Annotated in this window: 19 protein-coding genes and 1 pseudogene; 9 read left to right on the forward strand and 11 right to left on the reverse strand. The window is 74.5% G+C overall.

Annotation, left to right across the window (positions count from 1 at the left end; genetic code table 11):
* Window positions 1-324: 324 nt before the first annotated feature.
* Window positions 325-1,335, reverse strand: coding sequence for an SMP-30/gluconolactonase/LRE family protein (locus IE225_RS23670; RefSeq protein ID WP_190059619.1), 1,011 nt, complete (start codon window positions 1,333-1,335; stop codon window positions 325-327).
* Between the two features lie 501 nt (window positions 1,336-1,836).
* Here IE225_RS23670 and IE225_RS23675 point away from each other — a divergent pair.
* Both IE225_RS23675 and IE225_RS23680 read left to right on the forward strand, forming a co-directional pair.
* Window positions 1,837-2,193 (forward strand): VOC family protein, encoded by a 357-nt coding sequence (locus tag IE225_RS23675; RefSeq protein WP_190059620.1) that lies wholly within the window; start codon window positions 1,837-1,839, stop codon window positions 2,191-2,193.
* A gap of 39 nt (window positions 2,194-2,232) precedes the next feature.
* Complete coding sequence (locus IE225_RS23680; protein ID WP_190059621.1) at window positions 2,233-2,634, forward strand: MarR family winged helix-turn-helix transcriptional regulator; 402 nt, start codon at window positions 2,233-2,235, stop codon at window positions 2,632-2,634.
* A gap of 43 nt (window positions 2,635-2,677) precedes the next feature.
* Here the strand turns inward: IE225_RS23680 and IE225_RS23685 are convergent, their stop codons facing one another.
* On the reverse strand, window positions 2,678-3,076 hold the full coding sequence (locus IE225_RS23685; RefSeq protein WP_190059622.1) for an SseB family protein: 399 nt from the start codon (window positions 3,074-3,076) through the stop codon (window positions 2,678-2,680).
* Window positions 3,077-3,576: 500 nt separating this feature from the next.
* Between IE225_RS23685 and IE225_RS23690 the strand changes: the two genes are divergently transcribed.
* The 3 genes from IE225_RS23690 to IE225_RS23700 all read left to right on the forward strand — a co-directional run bounded on the left by IE225_RS23690 (window position 3,577) and on the right by IE225_RS23700 (window position 5,338).
* A complete protein-coding gene (locus tag IE225_RS23690) occupies window positions 3,577-3,897 on the forward strand; it encodes a DUF2795 domain-containing protein (protein WP_190059623.1) in 321 nt (106 codons plus the stop codon).
* 449 nt (window positions 3,898-4,346) lie between these two features.
* Window positions 4,347-4,865, forward strand: coding sequence for a DUF1360 domain-containing protein (locus tag IE225_RS23695; protein ID WP_190059624.1), 519 nt, complete (start codon window positions 4,347-4,349; stop codon window positions 4,863-4,865).
* Window positions 4,866-4,870: 5 nt separating this feature from the next.
* Window positions 4,871-5,338, forward strand: a complete 468-nt coding sequence (locus IE225_RS23700) for an ATP-binding protein (protein WP_229879951.1) — start codon at window positions 4,871-4,873, stop codon at window positions 5,336-5,338.
* Window positions 5,339-5,461: 123 nt separating this feature from the next.
* Here IE225_RS23700 and IE225_RS23705 read toward each other — a convergent pair whose 3' ends face one another.
* Both IE225_RS23705 and IE225_RS23710 read right to left on the reverse strand, forming a co-directional pair.
* On the reverse strand, window positions 5,462-5,761 hold the full coding sequence (locus IE225_RS23705) for a hypothetical protein (protein WP_190059625.1): 300 nt from the start codon (window positions 5,759-5,761) through the stop codon (window positions 5,462-5,464).
* Window positions 5,762-5,923: 162 nt separating this feature from the next.
* Window positions 5,924-6,736, reverse strand: a complete 813-nt coding sequence (locus tag IE225_RS23710; RefSeq protein ID WP_190059626.1) for an SAM-dependent methyltransferase — start codon at window positions 6,734-6,736, stop codon at window positions 5,924-5,926.
* Window positions 6,737-6,935: 199 nt separating this feature from the next.
* Here IE225_RS23710 and IE225_RS23715 point away from each other — a divergent pair, with 199 nt between their 5' ends.
* Both IE225_RS23715 and IE225_RS23720 read left to right on the forward strand, forming a co-directional pair.
* Window positions 6,936-8,240: a PP2C family protein-serine/threonine phosphatase gene (locus IE225_RS23715; RefSeq protein WP_229879964.1), complete on the forward strand. Its 1,305-nt coding sequence runs from the start codon at window positions 6,936-6,938 to the stop codon at window positions 8,238-8,240.
* 163 nt (window positions 8,241-8,403) lie between these two features.
* Window positions 8,404-8,979, forward strand: a complete 576-nt coding sequence (locus IE225_RS23720; RefSeq protein ID WP_190059628.1) for a DUF488 domain-containing protein — start codon at window positions 8,404-8,406, stop codon at window positions 8,977-8,979.
* 42 nt (window positions 8,980-9,021) lie between these two features.
* Here IE225_RS23720 and IE225_RS23725 read toward each other — a convergent pair whose 3' ends face one another.
* From IE225_RS23725 to IE225_RS23740, 4 genes are all read right to left on the reverse strand, one after another.
* On the reverse strand, window positions 9,022-9,714 hold the full coding sequence (locus IE225_RS23725; protein ID WP_190059629.1) for a GAF and ANTAR domain-containing protein: 693 nt from the start codon (window positions 9,712-9,714) through the stop codon (window positions 9,022-9,024).
* 168 nt (window positions 9,715-9,882) lie between these two features.
* The gene (gene bla, locus IE225_RS23730) at window positions 9,883-10,845 is read right to left on the reverse strand and encodes a class A beta-lactamase (protein WP_190059630.1); all 963 of its coding nucleotides are present in this window, start codon (window positions 10,843-10,845) and stop codon (window positions 9,883-9,885) included.
* 175 nt (window positions 10,846-11,020) lie between these two features.
* On the reverse strand, window positions 11,021-13,255 hold the full coding sequence (gene katG, locus IE225_RS23735; protein WP_190059631.1) for a catalase/peroxidase HPI: 2,235 nt from the start codon (window positions 13,253-13,255) through the stop codon (window positions 11,021-11,023).
* Window positions 13,256-13,280: 25 nt separating this feature from the next.
* Window positions 13,281-13,727 (reverse strand): Fur family transcriptional regulator, encoded by a 447-nt coding sequence (locus tag IE225_RS23740; protein ID WP_190059632.1) that lies wholly within the window; start codon window positions 13,725-13,727, stop codon window positions 13,281-13,283.
* Between the two features lie 536 nt (window positions 13,728-14,263).
* Here IE225_RS23740 and IE225_RS23745 point away from each other — a divergent pair.
* A pseudogene (locus IE225_RS23745) lies at window positions 14,264-15,427 on the forward strand (serine hydrolase domain-containing protein); the annotation flags it as partial.
* A gap of 79 nt (window positions 15,428-15,506) precedes the next feature.
* Window positions 15,507-17,108: an alpha/beta hydrolase gene (locus IE225_RS23750; protein ID WP_190059633.1), complete on the forward strand. Its 1,602-nt coding sequence runs from the start codon at window positions 15,507-15,509 to the stop codon at window positions 17,106-17,108.
* A gap of 110 nt (window positions 17,109-17,218) precedes the next feature.
* Here IE225_RS23750 and IE225_RS23755 read toward each other — a convergent pair whose 3' ends face one another.
* The 3 genes from IE225_RS23755 to IE225_RS23765 form a co-directional block, all read right to left on the reverse strand.
* The gene (locus IE225_RS23755; RefSeq protein WP_190059634.1) at window positions 17,219-18,148 is read right to left on the reverse strand and encodes a carbohydrate ABC transporter permease; all 930 of its coding nucleotides are present in this window, start codon (window positions 18,146-18,148) and stop codon (window positions 17,219-17,221) included.
* A complete protein-coding gene (locus IE225_RS23760) occupies window positions 18,145-18,999 on the reverse strand; it encodes a carbohydrate ABC transporter permease (RefSeq protein ID WP_190059635.1) in 855 nt (284 codons plus the stop codon). The genes IE225_RS23755 and IE225_RS23760 overlap by 4 nt, the downstream gene beginning before the upstream one ends.
* A gap of 118 nt (window positions 19,000-19,117) precedes the next feature.
* On the reverse strand, window positions 19,118-20,464 hold the full coding sequence (locus IE225_RS23765) for an ABC transporter substrate-binding protein (RefSeq protein ID WP_190059636.1): 1,347 nt from the start codon (window positions 20,462-20,464) through the stop codon (window positions 19,118-19,120).
* Window positions 20,465-20,497 lie beyond the last annotated feature (33 nt).

Here is a 20,497-nt window from a genome sequence, read left to right on the forward strand (position 1 = left end):
GCGGATCCAGTTCTGAGTTGGTCGACAGTGCTGTAGACAGTCTTACTACGACTCGGTCTTGTTCCGACCCGGAGGGAGGCGTGTCCGCGCCGAGGCCCGCGGTCACGCTCCCGACGACGTCGGCGGCAGCCTAGAGGCCCGCCCCCGTCCGGGTCAGCCGCAGTGTCTCGTACCGCGGGGCCGGGCGGGCAGGCGGGGGCCTGCGGCGCCGCCGGGCGGCCGGTGACCGGGCAACCGACCGGGAGCGGGGACCGGTCCTTCCCCGGCCGGTGAGCCGGCACGGCGGGGCGGCGGCCGCGGGAGAGGCGGCGACCGGCGGCCGGTTCACAACGACTTCTTACCTCCCGCGTCCCTTCCGGGGCGGGAGCACGCCGTCTCCGGTGCCTCGCACACCGCCACGCCCGGCTCCCACAGGCTGCCGAGCACCAGGCGGCCGCCCGTCGCGCACACGCTGGTGACCATGCGGAAACCGGCGTGGCGGCGGGTGAGGTGGTGCACGATGCGGCCGGTGTCGTCGACGGCGAGGACGGCCGTGGTGCCGGAGGGGCGGAAGGGGGCGCGGACGGCGAGGCGGGCGGCGGCGCGGCGGACGGGCGCGGGCGAGCGGTGGAGGAGTTCCAGCGGGGACCGGCGCGGGGAGGCCAGGGCCACCCAGACGGGGCCGGCGGGGCCGGCGCGCCAGAGGTTGTCCGGCATGCCGGGCAGCGGCGCGGCGAAGGGCTCGGCACGGCCCGCCCGGGGACCGGTGAGCCAGTACCGGATCAGGCGGCAGGCGCCGGTCTCGGCGACGACCAGGAAGGACTCGTCCCCGCTCGGGGCGAGGCCGTTGGCGAACTGCAGGCCCTCCAGCAGCACCTCGGGCTCGGCGGCGCCCGGTGCGAGCCGCAGCAACCGCCCGGTGCCGGTGTGCTCGGCGATGTCACCGATCCACCGGTCAAGGCCGTACACGCGGCTGGAGACGGTGAGGTACACGCTGCCGTCGGACAGGGCCACCGCGTTGCTGCAGAACCGCAGCCGCTCCCCCGCCACCGTGCCGGCCAGCACCCGCACGGTGCCGTCGGTGAGGTCGGCGCGCAGCAGGCCGCGCTCCGCGTCGCACACCAGCAGGGCGTCGTCGAGGAGCTCCAGCCCGAGCGGCCTGCCCCCGGTGTCGGCGAGCACCTCGACCCGCGGCGCCGGCCGGTCCGGTTCGGCCAGCCCGTCCAGGCGCAGGATGCGGCCGTCGGCGACACCGGTGAGGACGCGGCCGCGCGCGTCGGCCACCACGTCCTCCGGGCCGCGGCCGCCGACGGCGACATAGCGACGCGGTACCAGTCGTGCGGGATGCTGCTCCATGGACGCCTGCCCTTCCGGCCACCGGCCTCGGTACGGCTGCCCAGCCCTTCCAGAAGACTTCTGAAAAACCCGGAGGACTTCCAGAGGAGGCGCGCCACCCGGGCGGTGCGCGGCGCGGCGCGCCGCAGCGGAGCCCCCGCGCACCCGGCGCGTCCGGCGGCGCGCCCGCGCCACGCCCGGGGCTTCCGCGCCCCATCCGGCGCGCCGGGCGCGCGGAAGCCCCACGGCGGTGAGCGGGCCGGGGTGGCGGGCGCCGCCCCGGTGCGGGCGGGGCCTGGACCCCGGGGGCCGGCGGGCGGCGGCCGTGCGAAACGCGACGGCGGCCGGGACTGGCGCGGTGGTGGGGCCGGGGACAGGCGCGGTGACGGGGCCGGGAACAGGCGCGGTGGTGGGACGGTCAGGATCGGAGAAGCCCTCCGCCCGTGCTCCGCCGTAGCGTGAGGGGACCGGCGGCGCTTCGCCGGTCCCCTCCCTCGTCACCGTCCCTGTCAGGAGGACGCCATGACCGCGGCCCTGAAGACCGTCATCTACCCCGTCAAGGACCTGAACCGCGCCAAGGCCCTGTTCGCGGCGCTGCTGCGGACCGAGCCGTATGCGGACGAGCCGTACTACGTGGGCTTCCGGTCCGCCGGCCAGGACGTGGGGCTCGACCCGAACGGGCACGCCAAGGGCATGACCGGGCCGGTGCCCTACTGGCACGTCCCCGACCTGCGGGCGCGACTGGCGGCGCTGCGGGAGGCGGGCGCCGAGCTGCTGCAGGACGTGCAGGACGTCGGCGGCGGCAGGCTGATCGCCTCGGTGAAGGACGCCGACGGCAACCTGATCGGGCTGCTGCAGGACCCGGCCGGGGAGGACTGAGCCCTGCACCGTCCATGCACGCGCATTAACATGCGGTGTATGGCAGTGAACGCGGCCGGCGCCCGGCTCGAGGAACGGTGGCGGGACATCCTCTCGCTGCACGCGCGCACGACGTGCGAGATCGACCGGGTCCTGCACCCGTACGGCCTCGGCGCGAGCGACTTCGAGGTGCTCGACCTGCTGGCCTCCGGCACGCCCGAGGAAGGCGCCCAGTGCCGGGTGCAGAACCTCGTCGGGCGGGTCCACCTCAGCCAGAGCGCCCTCTCCCGCCTGATCGGCCGGCTGGAGAAGGAGGGCCTGGTGGAGCGTTCCGTGTGCGCGGAGGACCGGCGCGGCGTGTGGGTGGCCCTCACCCGCAAGGGCCGCGCCCTGCACGCCGAGGTGCTCCCGCTGCAGCGGGAGGTGCTGGCCCGGATGCTCCAGGAGGGGCGCGGGGCCTGACGGTCCGGCTCAGCCCCGCGCGGGGCTCACGGCCGGCTCGGCCCTACGGGCGCGCGAGCAGCGTGCGCACGCCCTCCGAGGTGAGGGTCAGGCCGTGCTCACAGCTGCCGTCGATGGTGAGCGACAGGTCGTCGGAGGGCCACTGGGCGGCGAGCGCGCCGAGCGGCACCAGACGGTAGCGGGAGACGGACGGCAGCAGCTCGGCCATCTCCAGCTCGGAGGTGAACACGGGCACCACGGGGTGGCCGCCGGGCTGCTCCAGCACCGGCAGCGCCACCAGCGTCGGGTCGTCGGTGTCCTGCTCGGTCGCGTCGTCGGGCACCGGGACGAGCACGTCGCTGTGGGCGAGCGCGTCCAGGGCCTCGGCGTCCTCGGCGTTCTCGGCGAGGACGTCCAGCGCCCGCTGGGCCGGGGTGGCGTGGTGGTGGGCGGGTGTCTCCATGGCAGATCCCCTGGATCCCTGGTGGTGTCGGTCGTGCGGCCGGCCCCGGAGACACGACGGTCCCCGGTCCGACGCCGGTCCCCTACCCGGTCGGCCGCTGGGCATGCGCCTCGGTCACGATGTCCGGCGAATATGACGGACTCCGACGGACCTGGTGAAGGACCCCGGTCCCATCCCCGGTCCCCGTGCCTGTGCTCCTTGCCCCGTACCCCGTGTCCCTGCCCCCGCTCCCCCGGGCGGCCGCTCGGTCCCGGCCACGATGCCGGCCGCGGTGCCGGCCGCCGGACTCCGGCCTGGGGTGCACGCGGCGCGGACGGGGCCGTGGGAACAGAGCCGGAGACGAGGACGGTGCCCGGGGCGGGAGTGCCGGCGGGATGCCGGCGTCCGGCGTCCCATGATCGGGAGGTGAAGGGCAGGGGAGGGCGGTTACTCGGGAAGCCCGCAGTTCTCGGGGGACCTGCGGGCAAGGAGTGACCAGTCGGAGCAGTCAGGGGATTCCCATGACCCACGGCACGAGCGCCCGTGACGTGGTGGAGGCCGTCAAGGACGTCGACTTCCCGGCGGGCAAGGACCGGCTCGTCGAGGCCGCCCGCAAGGCCGGTGCCTCCGCGGAGGTCGTCGCGGCCGTGCGCGGCATCCCGCCCGAGCAGTACGCCAACCGCGAGGAGGTGGCCCGGTCGGTGCGCGTCGATCCCGACTCCGGCCTCGGCACCAGCGCGTCGCAGCGTGCCCGGCAGGCCCGTGCCGGCGGCAGGCCGGGCCAGTCGCAGCACCTGCGCGAGGTGCCGAAGACGCCCGTCGAGGAGGAGCTGGAGCGCTGACGCGCCCTCCCGGGGCGGCCCGCGTGACCGGGCGGCCCTTGCCGGGCGGCCCCGGGCAGCCCCTTTCGGGCAGTCCCCGGGCAGCCCCTTCCGGGCCACGTCCGTAACCGATTCGCCGGACGACGGGACAGGAGTGAGTGCCGCACGGTGCGCAAGAAGGCGGAAGGCGACGAGGCGCAGCGCCGGCCCGCGGCCCGCACCGCCCACGAGGCCGGCCGGGCTCCCCGTGAGCAGAGCATGATCACCGGGTCCACCGCCTGGTCACCGAGGTGGCGGGCGCCGACAGCCCCGACCGAGGGCCGCGCTACCGCGCTACGGGGTGAAGCCGCGCCGGTGACCGCGTTCCCGCGGGCGGCGCGCGCCCGGCTCGACGTGTCGCCGCCGCCGGCGGGGGCACTCGGGGCCGGGCCCGGCCCCCGGCCGGACCGACGCGATGCGAGGGAGGTGTCATGACGGCGGACAAAACCGGCTACGACGAGCAGGACGACGCCGGCCTTGGCTACGACGAGGGCGAGACGCCGCTGGGCGGGTACGCGCTGCTGGCCACCGCGTTCGTGACGGGCGCCGGGTTGTTCGCGCTGGTGGCGCGCCGGCGGGGGGTGCGGCTGCCGCAGCAGGTCCCGCCGTGGGACCTGGCCCTGCTGGGCACGGCGACGTTCAAGGCGTCCCGGCTGCTGACCAAGGACAAGATCACCAGTTTTCTGCGGGCGCCGTTCACCCGTCGTGAGGCCGACAACCCGGCCGCCGAGGTGACGGACGTCTCCCGCGGCGGCGGCGTCCGCCGGGCCGTGGGCGACCTGCTGTCCTGCCCGTTCTGCACCTCCGCCTGGGTGGCCGGGGCCCTGGTCGGCTCCTACGCGTGCGCGCCCCGGGCGACCCGTCTGGTCTGCGCGGGCCTGAGCGCCGTCACCATGGCGGACTGGCTCCAGTACGCCTGGAGCATGACGCAGCAGTCCGCGGAGGGCTGACCGCGGTGGCCGACCTGGCGGTGCTCGTCGGCCTGCAGGCCTCCGGCAAGTCCACCTTCTACCGCCGGCGGTTGCACGCCGGCCACGTGCTGGTGAGCAAGGACCTCTTCCCGCGCGGCGCCCGCAACAAGCAGGCGCGCCAGATGCGGCTGGTGACGGAGGCGCTGGCCGCCGGCCGGTCGGTCGCCGTGGACAACACCAACCCCTCTCCCGACGAGTGGGGCCCGCTGGTCGAGGCGGGGCACGCCCACGGCGCCACTGTGACCGCCTACTGGTTCCCGCCCGACCTGGCCGGCTCGCTGCGCCGCAACGCGCTGCGCACCGGCCGGGACCGGGTGCCCGACGTCGGCGTCCACGACACGCTGCGGCGGTTGCGCCGCCCCTCCCCCGCCGACGGCTTCGACGCCGTGTTCACGGTCCGGTTCGACGGACGGGGCGACTTCGAGGTGCACGAGACGGCGTACGAGGCCTGATCCTCCTACGAGTACGAGACCTGATCCTTCGAGCCCTCCGAGGCCCTACGGGACGCGCGAACTCCTTCGAGGCGTACGAGGCCCTTCGGGACGTGCGGAACAGCCCGGTCGGCCGACCGGGTTTCAGTCCGCCGGGCCGTCCGGCGGCGGCTGGGGCTCGCGGAAGACGGGACCCTCGGTGCCCTCGTCCGCGTCCGCGCCCGTGTCCTGTTCCGGCTCGGTGGTGAACGCCTCCGACGTGGTGTCGTCGTCGACGGCCCGCCGCACCTCCGGCCTGTCCTCCACGGCCTCCGGCGCCCGGTCGTCGTGTGCGCGTTCCCGGGTGTCGCTCGGCCGGCCCGGCTCGGCGTGCTCGGGTACGTCCGCGCCGCCCCGCATCGGGGGCCGACTCGCCTCGGGACGGTCTGCGGGGCGTTCGGGCATCGTGCTTCCCCCTTGCCCTCGGTGGTGCCCTCTGTCGGCGCCGGACGGGTTCCCCGGTCCGGGCGGCGTACACGGCGGGGAAACGACGTGCGGGAGAGGGGCGGAAGAAGAAGGAGGAGGGAGGGAGAAGGGCGAAGGAAGAAGGACCGGAGGAACCGGGGGCTACGACGACTTGCGGCCGACTCCCGCGTACACCCAGTACTCCGACGGGTTGTCCGGGATCTCGTCGTCCGGGCCGGGACGCCACAGGGGCAGGTGGACGAGGCCGGGTTCGACCAGGTCGAAGCCGTCGAACAGGCCGAGGATCTCCTCGCGGGAGCGCGGGGTGACCGGGGAGCTGGCCCGGGAGCGGTAGAGCTGCCCCACGGCGGCGGCGGTGCCGGGGCGTTCCTCGTTGGTGGCATGGGTCAGGGCCAGCCAGCTGCCCGCGGGCAGGGCGTCCCGGAAGGCGGCGACGATGCCGGCCGGGTCGTCCTCGGGCGTGATGAAGTGCAGGATCGTGATCATCAGCACCGCGACCGGCTGGTCGAAGTCGATCAGCTTCCGCACGGGTGCGGAGGCGAGGACGTCGGCGGGGCGCCGGATGTCGGCGTCGAGGATCTCCGCGTCGGGGTTGTCGGCGAGCAGGGCGGCGCTGTGCGCGACGGCCACCGGGTCGTTGTCGACGTAGACCACGCGCGCTCCCGGCGCGGCGGCCTGGGCCACCTCGTGCACGTTGCCCTGCGTGGGGATGCCGGAGCCGAGGTCGATGAACTGGCGCACCCCGGAGTCGACGAGGAAGCGCACGGCCCGGCCGAGGAAGGCGCGGTTGGCGCGGGCCAGGGTGCGCACCTGGGGTTCGATGGCGGTGAAGGCCGCCACCGCCTCCCGGTCTATGGCGAAGTTGTGCTCCCCGCCCAGCATCGCGTCGTACATGCGGGCGACACTGGCCTTGTTCGGATCCACGCCGCGCGGCAGACCTGCGCCGTCCGTCACCACAACCCCCGATTCCCAGAAACGACTTGACGCAACATCATATAGTTGCCGACAGCGTACGGCGAGGTCCTGCCCGTGCCGTGCGGACAGGTGCAGCCTCCCCACCCGGACAGGCACGATCCCCCGGAAAGGCACGACCCTGCGGTACGAGACATCCGATCCTCCCGGCGATCCCGGCCCACCACCCCGCCGCAGATCGCTGTTGGCCCCGGCGGCGGACGCCATCGGCTCCGAGCTCGACCTGCACCTGACCGGCAGGCATGTCGTGCACGCGCTGGCGCCCGGGTTCAGCGACGCCGCGTCGGTGTACCTGCTGGAGCGCTGGCTGCTCGGCGAGGACGCGCACGCCTCCACCGATCCGGAGCAGATCGAGGCCCGCCGGCTGGCGCTGCGGGTGGGGACGGACGGGCCGGAGCACTGGGACGGCGTGCTGCCGGTCGACGAGGTGGTCGTCTTCCCCGGCGACACGCCCTACGCCCGCGCCTGCGCGACCGGGCAGGCGCAGGTCCTGGACGCGGTCGACTCGCACACCTCCCAGCGGCTGGCCGCCTCCGGCGGCGGCGACGCCCGCGTACAGGACCTGCTGCGGGCGGCGTCCTTCCTGGTCGTGCCGCTGCGCCTGCGCGGCACCGCCGTCGGCTTCATCGCCTGCACCCGCGGCCCCGACCGCGGCCCGTTCCTGCCGGACGACGCCGTGGCCGTGCAGTCGCTGGCCGCGCGGGCCTGCGTGGCACTGGACAACGCGCGCCGCTACGAGCACGAGCGACGCACCGCGCTGGCCATCCGCCGCAGCCTGCTGCCCGACACCGCGCACAAACTCGACGGCTGCCGCATCGTGCCCGGCTACCGGCCCGGCGGTCAGGACAACGTCATCGGCGGCGACTGGTTCGACGTGCTGCCGCGCCCCGGCGGGCGGGTCGGTCTCGTCGTCGGGGACGCCATGGGCCACGGTCCGGATGCCGCCGTCGCCATGATCCAGCTGCGCACCGCGGTCCGGACCCTCGCCGCGCTCGACCTGCCCCCGGCCGAGATCATGCGCCGGCTGGACGCCCTGGCCTGCGACACGCCCGGCGCCTCCTTCGCCACCTGCGTGTACGCCGAGTGGGATCCGCGGCGGCGGACCTGCACCTTCGTCGGTGCCGGGCATCCGCCGCCGCTGCTGCGCGGCCCCGACGGCCGGGCCGCCCCGGTCGCGCTCGCCAGCGCGGGCCTGCCCCTGGGGCTGGGCACGGACGCCTACGACCCCACGGTGGTCCCGGTGCCCGAGCCGGGGGTCCTGCTGCTCTACAGCGACGGCCTGGTCGAGTCCCGCGACAGCGACATCGACCAGGGCATCGCCCGCCTCGCCGACCTCGTCACCGCGCACACCGCCGGCCCGGCGCCCGAGCCGGGCACGGACCCGCTGCACGACCTGTGCCGGCGCCTCCTGCGGGACACGGCCGCCACGGGCGGCGCGGACGACCGCACGCTGCTCCTGGCGGAGCTGGTCCCCTCCGCCGGCTGACCCGGGGCATGGCACCGGCGTGCCGCCGTGCCCCGGTGCCGGCACAGCAGACATTGCGGACACCGCGAACACCGCGGACACCGCGAACACCGCGGGCGTCCGGTATCGCGGCCGGGCGCTGCCGCCCGCGCCTTTCCCGGTGCGGACGCGTAGGTTCGTCCGTGTGGGAGCGCTGCTGGTGACCTTCGGTCACGGCACCGCGCGGCGGGAGCGGATCGTGGAACTGCTGCGCGGGGCCGGTGTCGCGGCCGTGGTGGACGTGCGCACCGCTCCCGGCAGCCGGCGCAACCCCGACGTGTCCCGGCACCGGCTGGCCGCGTGGCTGCCGGCGGACGGGATCGCCTACCGGTGGGAACCCGGCCTCGGCGGCTTCCGCAGGCCGCCCGCAGACGGCCCGGACACCGTGTGGCGCAACGCGTCGTTCCGGGGCTACGCGGCGCACGCCCGCTCCCCGGAGTTCGTGGCGGCCATGGACCGGCTGCTGGAGCAGGCGGCCGCCGTGCGCACGGCGGTGATGTGCAGCGAGGCGGTCTGGTGGCGCTGTCACCGCCGTATCGTCGCGGACTTCGCGGTGCTCGCCCGCCGCGTGCCGGCGTACCACCTCCTGCACGACGGGCGGCTCACGGCGCACGTGGTGACGGCGGGCGCGCGGCTGCGCGGGGACGGGCTGCTGGTGTACGACGGCGGCACCGGACCGGCGGCCGGCGGGACGCTTCCGCTGTGGACGGACCCGGCGTGACCGCGGACGGGCCCGGCGTGACCGTGAACGGGCCCGGCGTGGTCAGAGGGAGCCGCTGTGCCGGGTGCGGATGCGCTGGGCCACCTCGCGCAGCTTGACGTTGTGGGTCTGGGAGATGCGGCGCAGCACGCCGAAGGCGTCCTCCTCGGTGAGGCGGTGCCGCTCCATGAGGATGCCCATGGCCTCGCCGATGGCGTGCCGGGTCTCCAGGGCGTGTTCGAGCTGGTCGATGGTATGGGCATCGGCCAGGGCGACGGCGGCGTGCGAGGCCAGCAGCCAGGCCACGGTCTCGCTGTCCTTCGTGAAGGCTCCGGGCCGGCGCGCGTACAGGTTGAGCGCGCCGAAGTCCTCGTCGTGGGTGTAGAGCAGGACGCCGGTCATGCTGCCCACGCCGAGTTCGCCGGCCGCGGCGGCGAAGCGCCGCCAGGTCGGCCGGGGCCGGCCGAGGTCCGCGATCCGGTACAGGCGCTCGCCGTCCCTGCGGCGGGCCAGGTCGAAGCAGGGGCCCTCGCCCAGCTCGCCCTGGACGCGGTCGCACTCCCGGGCCAGGTCCCCGCTGGAGGCCAGCGTCACGGGCCGGCCCTTGCGCACGGCCAGGACGCCGGCCGCGTCGCAGTCGTCGACCAGTTTCACCGCGGCCGAGGTGATCTCGTCGAGTGTCGCCTGCACCGAGTCCTGTTCCAGCAGGTCGCGGGCGAGCAGCGCCATCGCCTCGGCGTATTCCCGCCACTCCATGGGCCACCACCCGCCTCACTCGCCGGTTGACCCCACACTATCCCCCGCCGCGCGGGGTACCACTGGGCCGGAAGGCCTCCGGTGCCCGCCCACGGGCCCCCGGCGGGTGCCGGAGCACCGGGGCCGGTGGGCGGGTGGGCGGGTGCCGTCCCGTGGTGGCCTGGCTCCTCACTCGTCCGGGGCCAGGGTCCGGGCGACGACCCGTGCCGCGGCCTCGATCAGGTGGTTGTCGACGGCGGCATCCCGGGTGGGCTTGGACGACAGCACGGCCAGCGCGATCGGCGTGCCCCGGGTGGTCCAGGCGACGCCGACGTCGTGGGCGCTGGCGTAGTCGCCGGTGCCCGTCTTGTCCGCGACGGTCCACTCCTTCGGCAGCCCGGCGCGGAACCGCTCGCCGCTGGTGACGCTGCCCTTGAGCCAGGTCACCAGCTGCCGGCGTTCGGCGGCCGGGAGGGCCTCGCCCAGCAGCAGGCGCGCGTAGCTGCGGCCCAGCGCCCGCGGTGTGGTGGTGTCGCGCGGATCTTCGGGGACGGCGGCGTTGAGGTCGGTCTCCCAGCGGTCGAGCCGGCTGACCGGGTCGCCGAGCGTGCGGAAGAACCGGGTCAGGCCGGCCGGTCCGCCGACCTGGCGCAGCAGCAGGTTGCCGGCCGCGTTGTCGCTGTACTGGATCGCCGCCGCGCACAGGTCGCCCACCGTCATGCCGGTGTCCAAGTGCTCGGTGGTGATCGGCGAGTTGGGCAGCAGGTCGGTGGACGGGTAGAAGACCAGTCTGTCCAGCGGGGCGCAGTGGCCGTGGTCGCGCAGGACAGCCGCGGCGACGACCGCCTTGAACGTCGAGCACATCGCGAACGGCTCCTGCGCCCGGTGCTCCAGGACCTGCCCGGTGCGGGTGTTGCGGGCGTGGATGCCCAGGCGTGCGCCGTACCGCTGTTCGAGTCGGCGCAACTCGTCCTCGGCGTCGCGGAGTCGGGTGTCCGGGGCCGGCGCGGGCGCGGCGGCCTCGGCGGGCGCGGCGGTCCCGGTGGAGGCGAGGACGGCGGCCGGGACGGCGAGGCCGGCGGCCCGGAGCAGGCGGCGGCGCGGCAGTGAAGTGGCGGGAGGGACGTGAGGGGCGTGAGAGGCGTCGGTCATGGCGGCAGCGAACCAGTGAGCAACGGCCGGTGTCATGTGCCATGGGCGAAACCCGGCCACCCTTCCGACGGCCGGACGAAAGCGGGCGGACAGGCGTCCGGGCCGGGCCCCGCGCGGGGTCCGGCCCGGACGTCGTCACCGGCCGCCGGTCAGTCGAGGTCGAACCGGCCGCCGGTCAGGCGAGGTCGAACCGGTCGAGGTTCATGACCTTGTCCCACGCCGCGACGAAGTCCTTCACGAACTTCTCCTTGGCGTCGTCGCTCGCGTAGACCTCCGCCAGCGCACGCAGCTCGGAGTTGGAGCCGAAGACGAGGTCGACGCGGCTGCCGGCCCACTTCAGCTCGCCCGTGGCGGCGTCGCGGCCCTCGAAGGTGTGGGCGTCCTCGGACGTCGGCTTCCACATCGTGCCCAAATCGAGCAGGTTGACGAAGAAGTCGTTGGTCAGCGAGCCGGGCGTCTTGGTGAAGACACCGAGCTGCGACTGCTGGTGGTTGGCGCCCAGGACGCGCAGGCCACCGACGAGGACGGTCATCTCGGGGGCGCTGAGGCCGAGCAGGTTGGCCCGGTCGATCAGCAGGTACTCGGCGGGCAGCCGGTTGCCCTTGCCGAGGTAGTTGCGGAAGCCGTCGGCCTTCGGCTCCAGCGCGGCGAAGGACTCGACGTCCGTCTGCTCCTGCGAGGCGTCCACGCGGCCCGGGGTGAAGGGGACGCGGATCTCGAAGCCGGCCTCCTTCGCGGCCCGTTCGACGCCCGCGCAGCCGGCGAGGACGATCAGGTCGGCGAGCGAGACCTGCTTGCCGCCGCTCTGCGCGGCGTTGAAGGACTCCTGGATGCCCTCCAGGGTGCGCAGCACCTGCGCGAGCTGGTCGGGGTCGTTGACCTCCCAGGTGCGCTGCGGCTCCAGGCGGATGCGCGCGCCGTTGGCGCCGCCGCGCTTGTCGCTGGCGCGGAAGGAGGAGGCCGCCGCCCACGCGGTGGACACCAGCTGCGACACCGTCAGGCCGGAGGCGAGGACCTGCGCCTTGAGGGCGGCGACGTCCTCGTCGTCGATGAGTTCGTACGTCCGCTCGGGCAGCGGGTCCTGCCACAGCAGCGTCTCGCTGGGAACCTCCGGGCCGAGGTAGCGCACGACCGGGCCCATGTCGCGGTGGGTCAGCTTGAACCAGGCGCGCGCGAAGGCGTCCGCGAACTCGTCGGGGTTCTCCGCGAACCGGCGCGAGATCGGCTCGTAGACCGGGTCGAAGCGCAGCGCCAGGTCGGTGGTGAGCATCGTCGGGTGACGGCGCTTGGACGGGTCGTGCGGGTCGGGCACGGTGCCGTCGCCGGCGCCGTCCTTGGGCCGCCACTGCCAGGCGCCGGCCGGGCTCTTGTACAGCTCCCACTCGTAGCGGAACAGCGTCTCGAAGAAGCTGTTGTCCCACTGCGTCGGGGTGGGCGTCCAGATGCCCTCCAGGCCGGAGGTGATCGTGTCGTTGCCCTTGCCGGTGCCGTAGGTGTTCCGCCAGCCGAGGCCCTGCTCCTCCAGCGGGGCGGCCTCGGGGTCGGGGCCGACGTGCTCGGCCGGGCCGGCGCCGTGGGTCTTGCCGAAGGTGTGGCCGCCGGCGATCAGGGCGACGGTCTCCTCGTCGTTCATCGCCATGCGGCGGAACGTCTCACGGATGTCGCGGGCCGCGGCCAGCGGGTCCGGGTTGCCGTTGGGGCCCTCGGGGTTGACGTAGATCAGGCCCATCTGGACGGCGGCCAGCGGTTCCTCCAGCTCGCGGTCGCCGCTGTAGCGCTCGTCGCCGAGCCAGGTGGTCTCGGGACCCCAGTACACGTCCTCGTCGGACTCCCACACGTCCTCGCGGCCGCCGCCGAAGCCGAAGGTCTTGAAGCCCATGGACTCCAGCGCCACGTTGCCGGCGAGGATCAGCAGGTCGGCCCAGGAGATCTTCTGGCCGTACTTCTTCTTCACCGGCCACAGCAGGCGGCGGGCCTTGTCGAGGTTGGCGTTGTCCGGCCAGCTGTTGAGCGGGGCGAAGCGCTGCTGGCCGGCGCCGGCGCCGCCGCGGCCGTCGCTGATGCGGTAGGTGCCGGCGCTGTGCCAGGCCATGCGGATGATGAACGGGCCGTAGTGGCCGAAGTCGGCGGGCCACCAGTCCTGCGAGGTGGTGAGCACCTGGGCGATGTCCCGTTTGACCGCCGGCAGGTCCAGGCTCTTGAACGCCTCGGCGTAGTCGAAGTCCTCGCCGAGCGGGTTGGCGGCAGGGGGGTTCTTGGCCAGGATCTTCAGGTTCAGCCGTTCCGGCCACCACTGGCGGTTTCCGCCGCCCTGGGTCGGGTGGAGGGCACGCCCGTGCGCGACCGGGCAGCCGCCTGAGTCACCGTCCGTCTTGGGGTCGGTGACGATCGCATCGGGGTTCTCGGACATGGACATCCTTCCGGGGCAGAGCAAGTCACGGTGCTGAGGAACTGCGAGCGGTGGAGCAACCGGGGCACAGGCCCCAGTAGATGACCTCGGCCTCGTCGATCGAGAAGCCGTGGTCGTCGGACGCGGTCAGGCAGGGCGCCTGTCCGACCGCGCAGTCGACGTCGGCGAGGACTCCGCAGGACCGGCAGACGAGGTGGTGGTGGTTGTCCCCGACCCGCCCTTCGAACCGCGCCGGGCTTCCGGGCGGCTCGATCCGACGTATCAGCCCCGCGTCGGTGAGCGCGTGCAGGGCCTCGTACACGGCCTGGACGGAGATGTGGCCGACGCGTTCCCGCACCCCGGAGGCGATCGCCTCGGCACTGAGGTGGTCGCCCGCGCGGACGGTCTCGAGCAGTGCGACGCGCGCGGCCGTCACCCGCAGGCCGGCACCACGCAGTTCCTCGGCGATGCCCAAAGGCCGGGATGCGGTCATGGCGCCGAACCTACCGCGCTTGAGGCGAGCAGTACAGGAAAATGAACGATTCAAGTCTGACATTCCGTCAGTTGGCTGCCCCGACCGTCGCGGCGCCGCGCCGCGCTCTCCGTGTCGCCGCTGGTCACGGCGCGGCTGCGGCGGCGACGCGGTGCCGCGACCGCTGTCGTCGGGTGCGGGCGGCCCCCTCGCCGCGGTGGGGGGATCCCCCGGTGCGAACCTGCTGCCCGCCGGAGTGTTCGCGCCGCCGCCCGTGCCTGGCGTGGGGGCGCATGACAACCTTGTCGGCCCGCCCGTCGGCGGGCCTCCCCAGCGGCCCGGCACCCGGTTCCCGTGCCGGTTCCCCGTCCGGTTCCCCACCCGCTTCTCCGTTCGGCTCCCCACCCGATTCCCCGGCCGGTGCCGCCGCCGGTTCCCCGGCCCGCCCGGCGCCGGGGGCACCTCCGGCAACCGGGGCTTCCCCGGCACAGGCGGCTTCCCCGACACCCGCGGCTCCCCCGGCGCGCGCATGTGGCCGGCGTACCGGGGCGGCGGCCCTGACCGCCGCGCTGCTGCTGGCCGGGCCGGCGGTCGCGGTCCCCGCGGCCGCCGCCGCGCCGCCGCGGGCCGGCGGCTCCCCGGCCGCCTGCGACGCGCACGGCGCGCTGCGGCGGGCGCTGCGCGTCCTGACCGTGCGGGACGGGATCCCGGGAGCCGCCGCCCTGGTCACGGACTGCGGCCCGGGGACCTTTTGCGGCCGGTGGGCGGTGCGCGCCGGAACCGCGGACCTGCGCACCGGCCGCCCGATGAACGCCACCGACCGGCTGCGCGTCGGCAGCGTCACCAAGACGTTCACCGCGACCGTCGTCCTCCAGCTCGCCGCCGAGCACCGCCTCGCGCTGGACGCCTCCGTGGAGCACTACGCACCCGGACTGATCCGCGGGCACGGCTACGACGGCCGGCGCATCACCGTCCGTCAACTCCTGCGGCACACCAGCGGGTTGCCCGACTACCTCGACGCCCCCGAGTGGGAGCACCCGGAGCGCCTGCGCCGGCGTCACTTCGCCCCGCGCCGGCTCGTCCGCCGGGCGCTGGACCTTCCGCGTCCGCGGGGCGGTTGGCACTACGCGACGACGAACTACCTCGTCGCGGGGCTGATCGTCCGGAAGGTGACCGGGCACTCGCCCGAGGCCGAGATCACCCGCCGCGTCATCCGCCCGCTCGGCCTGCGGGACACGTACTGGCCCGGCGACTCGCCGCACCTCCGGGGGCCGCACTCGCACAGCTGCTTCACCGCCGCGGACGGCCGCCGCGCCGACGGCACCGAGTGGAACACCACCTTCGCCGGCGTGGGCGGCGCCCTGGTCTCCACCCCCGCCGACCTCACCCGGTTCGCCACCGCGCTGCTCGGCGGGCGTCTGCTGCCGGCGCCCCAACTCGCCGAGATGCGGCGCACGGTGGCCGCGGACCCGGACCGGCTGTGGCCCGGCGCCCGCTACGGCCTGGGCCTGATCAGCTCCCCGCTGCCGTGCGGCGGGCGGTGGCTGGGGCACGCCGGAACCGTGCCCGGCGGCCACCGGGCCCTCGTCGCGGTCGCGCCCGGCGGCCGCACCGTCGCCGTGGCGCTCAACGGCGTACCGGACAGCCTCCGGGCCGAGGAGGACTTCCTGGACGTGGTGCGCACGGCCCTGTGCGAGGAACGGCCCACCGCGACGCCCCCACCGCGACGCACCTCACCGCGGCGCACCCCACGGCGACGCACCCCACGGCGCATCCCACCGCGAAAGGCAGGGCAACCGCATGACCGCCGTCCCGGCGCCCGCGTCCCGGAACCACCCGGGCACCGCCGCCTCCCGCCGCCGCGCCGCCCGCCTGCGCCGGCCGGCGTTCCGCACCGCCGTGGCCGCGGCCGTCTGCCTCACCGGCGTGCTCCGCGTGCTCGCGCCGCGGGCCGGTGCCGCCGCCGCGGACCCCCTGGCCCGCTACCACCACCAGCACCTCGCCTGGCAGAGCTGTGTACGCGGCTCCGGCGACGACCTGGGCAAGGAGCTGGAACGGGCCGGGGCGCAATGCGCCGACGTCACCGTCCCCCTCGACTACGGCGTGCCCGGCGGCCGCACGATCACCGTCGCGATCTCCCGCATCCGGGCCACGGACACCGCCCACCGCGTCGGCGCGCTGCTGCTCAACAGCGGCGGCCCGGGCGGGCAGACGCTCGGCGATCCGCCGTGGGTGCGCACGGCGATGCGGGACGCCGGCGCGCGCTACGACATCGTCGGCGTCGATCCGCGCTTCGTCGGCCGCAGCACGCCGCTGGACTGCCACTGGCCCACCGGCACCTCCTTCCGCGGGGCGGGCACCGGCCGGGCCGGCTTCGAGCAGGTGACGGCCCTCTCCCGGGAGCTGGCCCGCCGCTGCCGGGCGTACGCGCGCGACCTGCTGCCGTACGCCACCACGCGCGACACCGCGCGCGACCTGGACGTGGTGCGGGCCGCGCTCGGCCAGGACCGGATCTCCTACCTCGGCTACTCGTACGGGAGTTACCTGGGCCAGGTGTACGCCACGATGTTCCCCGGCCGCACCGACCGGGTGGTCCTGGACGGGGTGATCGACCCGCACCGCTACGGGCCGCGGCTGCTGCTCGGCGCGACGGCCGCCCACCGCGCCGCCCTCACCCACTGGGCGGCGTGGACGGCGGCCCGCGACGGCACCTACGGGCTGGGGCGCACCCGGGACGAGGTGCTGGCCGCCGTCGACCGTGTCCGGACGGCCGCCGAGCGCGCCCCGCTGCACGTGGGCGGCTACCGCGTGGACGCGCACACGATGCCCGTCGTCGTCTTCAACGGCCTCTCGCAGGACAACGACTCCGCCTACGGCGACCTCGCGCGGGCCGTGCGCGACCTCGTGCGGGCCGCCGACGGGCACCGGGTCGCGCCGTCGCCCTGGCTGGCCGACGCCCTGCGTTTCGTGCTGACCGGATCCGACTCCTCCTACGGCAGCGCGCAGACGGCGATCCTGTGCGGGGACGTGCCGGCGCCGCGCGATCCCGAGGTGTACTGGCGGGACGTGCAACGCGCCCGCGCCGCGGACCCCCTGTTCGGCCCGGTCACCCACGACATCGGCCCCTGCGCCTTCTGGCAGCCGCCGCGCGAGCGGCCCACGGCGGTCCGCCCCGACCTGCCGGCGCTCCTCGTCAACGCCACCGGCGACCCCCGCACCCCGTACGACGGCGCGCTCGCGGTGCGCCACCGCTGGCGCTCCTCCCGCCTGGTGACGCTGCGCGGCGCGGACCAGCACGCGGTGTACGGCGTCTTCGGCAGCTCCTGCGCGGACTCGGCGGTCAACGCCTACCTCGCCACCGGCCGTCTGCCGGCCGGGGACCTCACCTGCGAACGGCTCTGACGGGGCCCGCCCCGGAGGGTCGCCTCGGGGGGCCGGCATCTCCCCGTCCGGAGTGCCGGCACCTCCCCGCCCCGCCGCCCCCGGTCCCGGCGGGGCGGGGAGGCAGGGGGTCAGCCCTTCAGGCCGGACCGGGAGACGCCCTCGATCACCCAGCGCTGGGCCACGACGTACAGCAGCAGCACGGGGACGCTGGCGATGACGGCGCCGGCCATCAACAGGTCGTAGTGGATGGTGTTGGCGCTCTGGAAGTTCGCCAGGCCGGCGGGCAGGGTCAGCGACTCCGGGCTGAGCAGGACGTACAGCGGCCACAGGAAGTCGTTCCAGTTGGCCAGGAACGCCAGCAGGCCCAGCGTGGCCAGGGCCGGCTTGGTCAGCGGCAGGACCACCCGGACGAAGATCTGCCACCGGTTGCAGCCGTCGATCTCCGCCGCCTCCTCCAGCTCGCCCGGCAGGGTCAGGAAGAACTGCCGCAGGAAGAAGACGCCGAACGCGCTCGCCGCGCCGGGCACGACGACCGCGGGCAGGCTGTCCACCCAGGCGAGTTGGTTCACGATCAGGAAGTTGGGGATCAGCAGCACCATCGGCGGCACGAACAGCGTGGCCACGACGGCGGTGAAGATCGCCGTGCGGCCCCAAAAGCGCATCCGGGCGAGGGCGTAGGCCGCCGGAGTGGCCGTGGCGAGCACCAGGGCCGTGTGCGCGGACGCGGCGAGGACGCTGTTGAGCAGCCAGCGCAGCACGGGGCTGTCGGTGGCGCCGAGCACCGTGCGGTAGGCGTGCAGGGTGACCGGTGAGGGAATCCACCGCGGAGTCGTGGACCCCGCCTGCGCACTGGTCTTGAACGAGGTGACCAGCATGTACAGCAGCGGGCTCAGGTACAGCGCCGCCACCACGGCGAGCACCAGGTGCAGCAGGGAGCGCCGCAGCCGCCGGCGGGCGACGACCCCCGCGGTGCCGCCCGGGGCGGACGGCCCGCCGGCCGGTTGTGGGGACGCGGCGGATGCGGGGCCTCGGGAGTGCTGGACGTGCGTCTCGGTCATCGGTCCTCCTGCCGCTCGCGGAAGATGCGGAAGACCAGGGCGCTGGCGGCCATCAGCGCCAGGGCCAGCACGAAGCTCATCGCGGACGCCGAGCCCATCTCGAAGCGCCGCAGGCCGGTCTCGGCGATCAGGTAGATCGCGGTCTTGGTCTCGTCGGCCGGCGCTCCCGTGGTGATCAGGTAGGACTGGCCGAACATGTTGGCGGAGGCCAGCAGAGTGGAGTTGACCACGAACAGGGCGACGGGCCGCAGGCCGGGCAGCGTGACGTGGCGGAACCGGTGCCAGGCGTTGGCCCCGTCCACGCGGGCCGACTCGTACAGCTCGGCGGGGATGTCCTGCAGGCCGGCCAGGTAGATGACGGCGTTGAAGCCGAGCGTCCACCACACGGTGACCAGCACCAGGCCCCACCAGGCGGCCGGGGTGTCGGTGGTCCACTGCAGGTCGTCGGGCAGACCGAGCAGGCCGAGGTAGTGGTTGACCAGGCCGATGTTGCCGTCCAGCAGGAAGCGCCACAGCAGGCCGACCACGGCGACGCCCAGGACGTACGGGGCGAAGTAGACCGCCCGGTAGAGGGTGCGGCCGCGGAACCTGCCGTTCATCAGCAGGGCCACCAGCAGCGGCACCACCAGCAGCAGCGGCACGGACAGCGCGGTGAAGACGCCGGTGGCCCGCATCGCCCGCCAGAACCTGGGGCCGTCCACGCCGTCGGGGTCGAACAGTTCCCGGTAGTTGTCCAGGCCGACGAACGGTTTGACGGGCACGTTGATGTCCCAGTCGTGCAGGCTGATCCACAGTCCGTAGACGACGGGAGCCACCACGAAGGTGAGGAAGAGCGCCAGGTAGGGCGCCATGAACACGTACGGGGTCCACCACCGGTGGCGAACGGCCCGGGGCGGGGTGCCGCCCCGGGGCCGCCTCTCCTGCGCGGCGGACGGTCCGGCTTTCAGCCGCTGCACCACCCGGACCGCCTCACTTCGCGTACTTCTGCTTGTTCTCGGCCAGGACCTTGTTCGCGGTCCGCACGCCCTCCTCCAGCGCCTCGGCCGGCGACTTCCTGCCCAGCACGGCCTGCTGCACGGCCAGTTCCAGCGCCTTGGTCTGCACGTCGCCGATGCCGGGCAGGGCCGGCAGGAAGCGGAACACGCCGACGTCCTCGGCGAGCGGGACCTGCGGCAGCGCGGCCACCTCGGGCTTGGCGCGCACGCTGTTGCGGGCGGGGATCATGCCGGCCTTGGCCCACTCGGTGGAGCGGGCGCTCATGTAGTCGATGAAGAACTTGGCGGCCTTCACCTTGTTCTTGTCCCGGGCGGCCTGCGAGGTGACCACGAAGTTGTGGCCGGCGGTCCACACCGCCGCGGTGCCGCCGATGGAGGGCACCGGCGACATCCGCCAGTCGACGCTCTTGGCGGTCTCCTTCAGGTCGTTGATCTGCCAGATGCCGTCCCAGGTGAAGCTGCCCTTGTTGTTCTTGAAGGCGTTGTACTGGGCGTCCTGCGCGACCTGGGCGGGGCTGTAGCCCTGGTGGATCTGCTTCACCATCCAGTTCAGCGCCTCCTTGCCGGCGTCGGAGCCCCACAGGGCCCTGGTGCCCTCCTCGTCGTACAGCTCGCCGCCGAACTGCCACAGCAGGGTCATGAACATCAGGTGGCCGGGCCACTTGTTGGGCATCCAGAACGGGTGCGCGATCCCGGCGGACTTCAGCTCGCGCAGCGCGCCCTCGAAGCCCTCGCGGTCCTTCGGGGCGTCCTTCAGACCGGCCTTCGCCAGGTGGCGGGCGTTCCAGTAGTCGGCCAGGCAGTGCACGTCGAGCGGCACACTGTAGCGCCTGCCGTCGTAGACGCCGGCCCGCCAGACCGCCGGGATGAAGTCGGACTCGCTCAGGCCGAGCGCGGAGACGACGTCGTCCAGCGGCACCAGGGTGCGGCGCGCGGCGAAGGTGGCGATCTGGTCGTTGTGGATGACCGCGACGTCCGGTCCCTTGCCGGCGGCTATCGCGGTGGGCATCGCCGGGTAGAGGTCGGCCCACTGGCGGGTGGTGTTCCTGACCGTGATGCGGCCGGCGTAGCGCTTGTTGAACGAGGCCAGCATGGCCTGCATGTGCGGGCCGTCGCCGCCGGTGAAGCCGTTCCAGTACTCCAGGGTGACCTTGGGGCCGTCGTACTCGCCGCCGCTGAAGGCCGGTGCCGGCTCCCCGCCCTGGTCCGATCCGATCCTGGTGCCCGAACTGCAGGCGGTGAGCAGTCCCGCGGCGGTCGCGGCGGTGGCGCCGAGCAGGGCCCTGCGGGACGGGCGGCCGGGGGATGTGGTGGTACGCATTCCGGTGCTCCTCGAACGGGGGCCCGCGACCGG

Source organism: Streptomyces echinoruber (assembly GCF_014651135.1).
GTDB classification, from domain to species: domain Bacteria; phylum Actinomycetota; class Actinomycetes; order Streptomycetales; family Streptomycetaceae; genus Streptomyces; species Streptomyces echinoruber.

What these genes read in the sequence shown, in the direction of transcription:
- IE225_RS23680 (WP_190059621.1), top strand. Translation starts at nt 2,233, where the DNA reads ATGGCAGTGAACGCGGCCGGCGCCCGGCTCGAGGAACGGTGGCGGGAC.
- IE225_RS23690 (WP_190059623.1), top strand. Translation starts at nt 3,577, where the DNA reads ATGACCCACGGCACGAGCGCCCGTGACGTGGTGGAGGCCGTCAAGGAC.
- bla (WP_190059630.1), bottom strand. Translation starts at nt 10,845, where the DNA reads ATGACCGACGCCTCTCACGCCCCTCACGTCCCTCCCGCCACTTCACTG.
- IE225_RS23750 (WP_190059633.1), top strand. Translation starts at nt 15,507, where the DNA reads ATGACCGCCGTCCCGGCGCCCGCGTCCCGGAACCACCCGGGCACCGCC.
- IE225_RS23675 (WP_190059620.1), top strand. Translation starts at nt 1,837, where the DNA reads ATGACCGCGGCCCTGAAGACCGTCATCTACCCCGTCAAGGACCTGAAC.
- IE225_RS23725 (WP_190059629.1), bottom strand. Translation starts at nt 9,714, where the DNA reads ATGGAGTGGCGGGAATACGCCGAGGCGATGGCGCTGCTCGCCCGCGAC.
- IE225_RS23685 (WP_190059622.1), bottom strand. Translation starts at nt 3,076, where the DNA reads ATGGAGACACCCGCCCACCACCACGCCACCCCGGCCCAGCGGGCGCTG.
- IE225_RS23740 (WP_190059632.1), bottom strand. Translation starts at nt 13,727, where the DNA reads ATGACCGCATCCCGGCCTTTGGGCATCGCCGAGGAACTGCGTGGTGCC.
- IE225_RS23695 (WP_190059624.1), top strand. Translation starts at nt 4,347, where the DNA reads ATGACGGCGGACAAAACCGGCTACGACGAGCAGGACGACGCCGGCCTT.
- katG (WP_190059631.1), bottom strand. Translation starts at nt 13,255, where the DNA reads ATGTCCGAGAACCCCGATGCGATCGTCACCGACCCCAAGACGGACGGT.
- IE225_RS23760 (WP_190059635.1), bottom strand. Translation starts at nt 18,999, where the DNA reads ATGGCGCCCTACCTGGCGCTCTTCCTCACCTTCGTGGTGGCTCCCGTC.
- IE225_RS23705 (WP_190059625.1), bottom strand. Translation starts at nt 5,761, where the DNA reads ATGCCCGAACGCCCCGCAGACCGTCCCGAGGCGAGTCGGCCCCCGATG.
- IE225_RS23670 (WP_190059619.1), bottom strand. Translation starts at nt 1,335, where the DNA reads ATGGAGCAGCATCCCGCACGACTGGTACCGCGTCGCTATGTCGCCGTC.
- IE225_RS23765 (WP_190059636.1), bottom strand. Translation starts at nt 20,464, where the DNA reads ATGCGTACCACCACATCCCCCGGCCGCCCGTCCCGCAGGGCCCTGCTC.
- IE225_RS23755 (WP_190059634.1), bottom strand. Translation starts at nt 18,148, where the DNA reads ATGACCGAGACGCACGTCCAGCACTCCCGAGGCCCCGCATCCGCCGCG.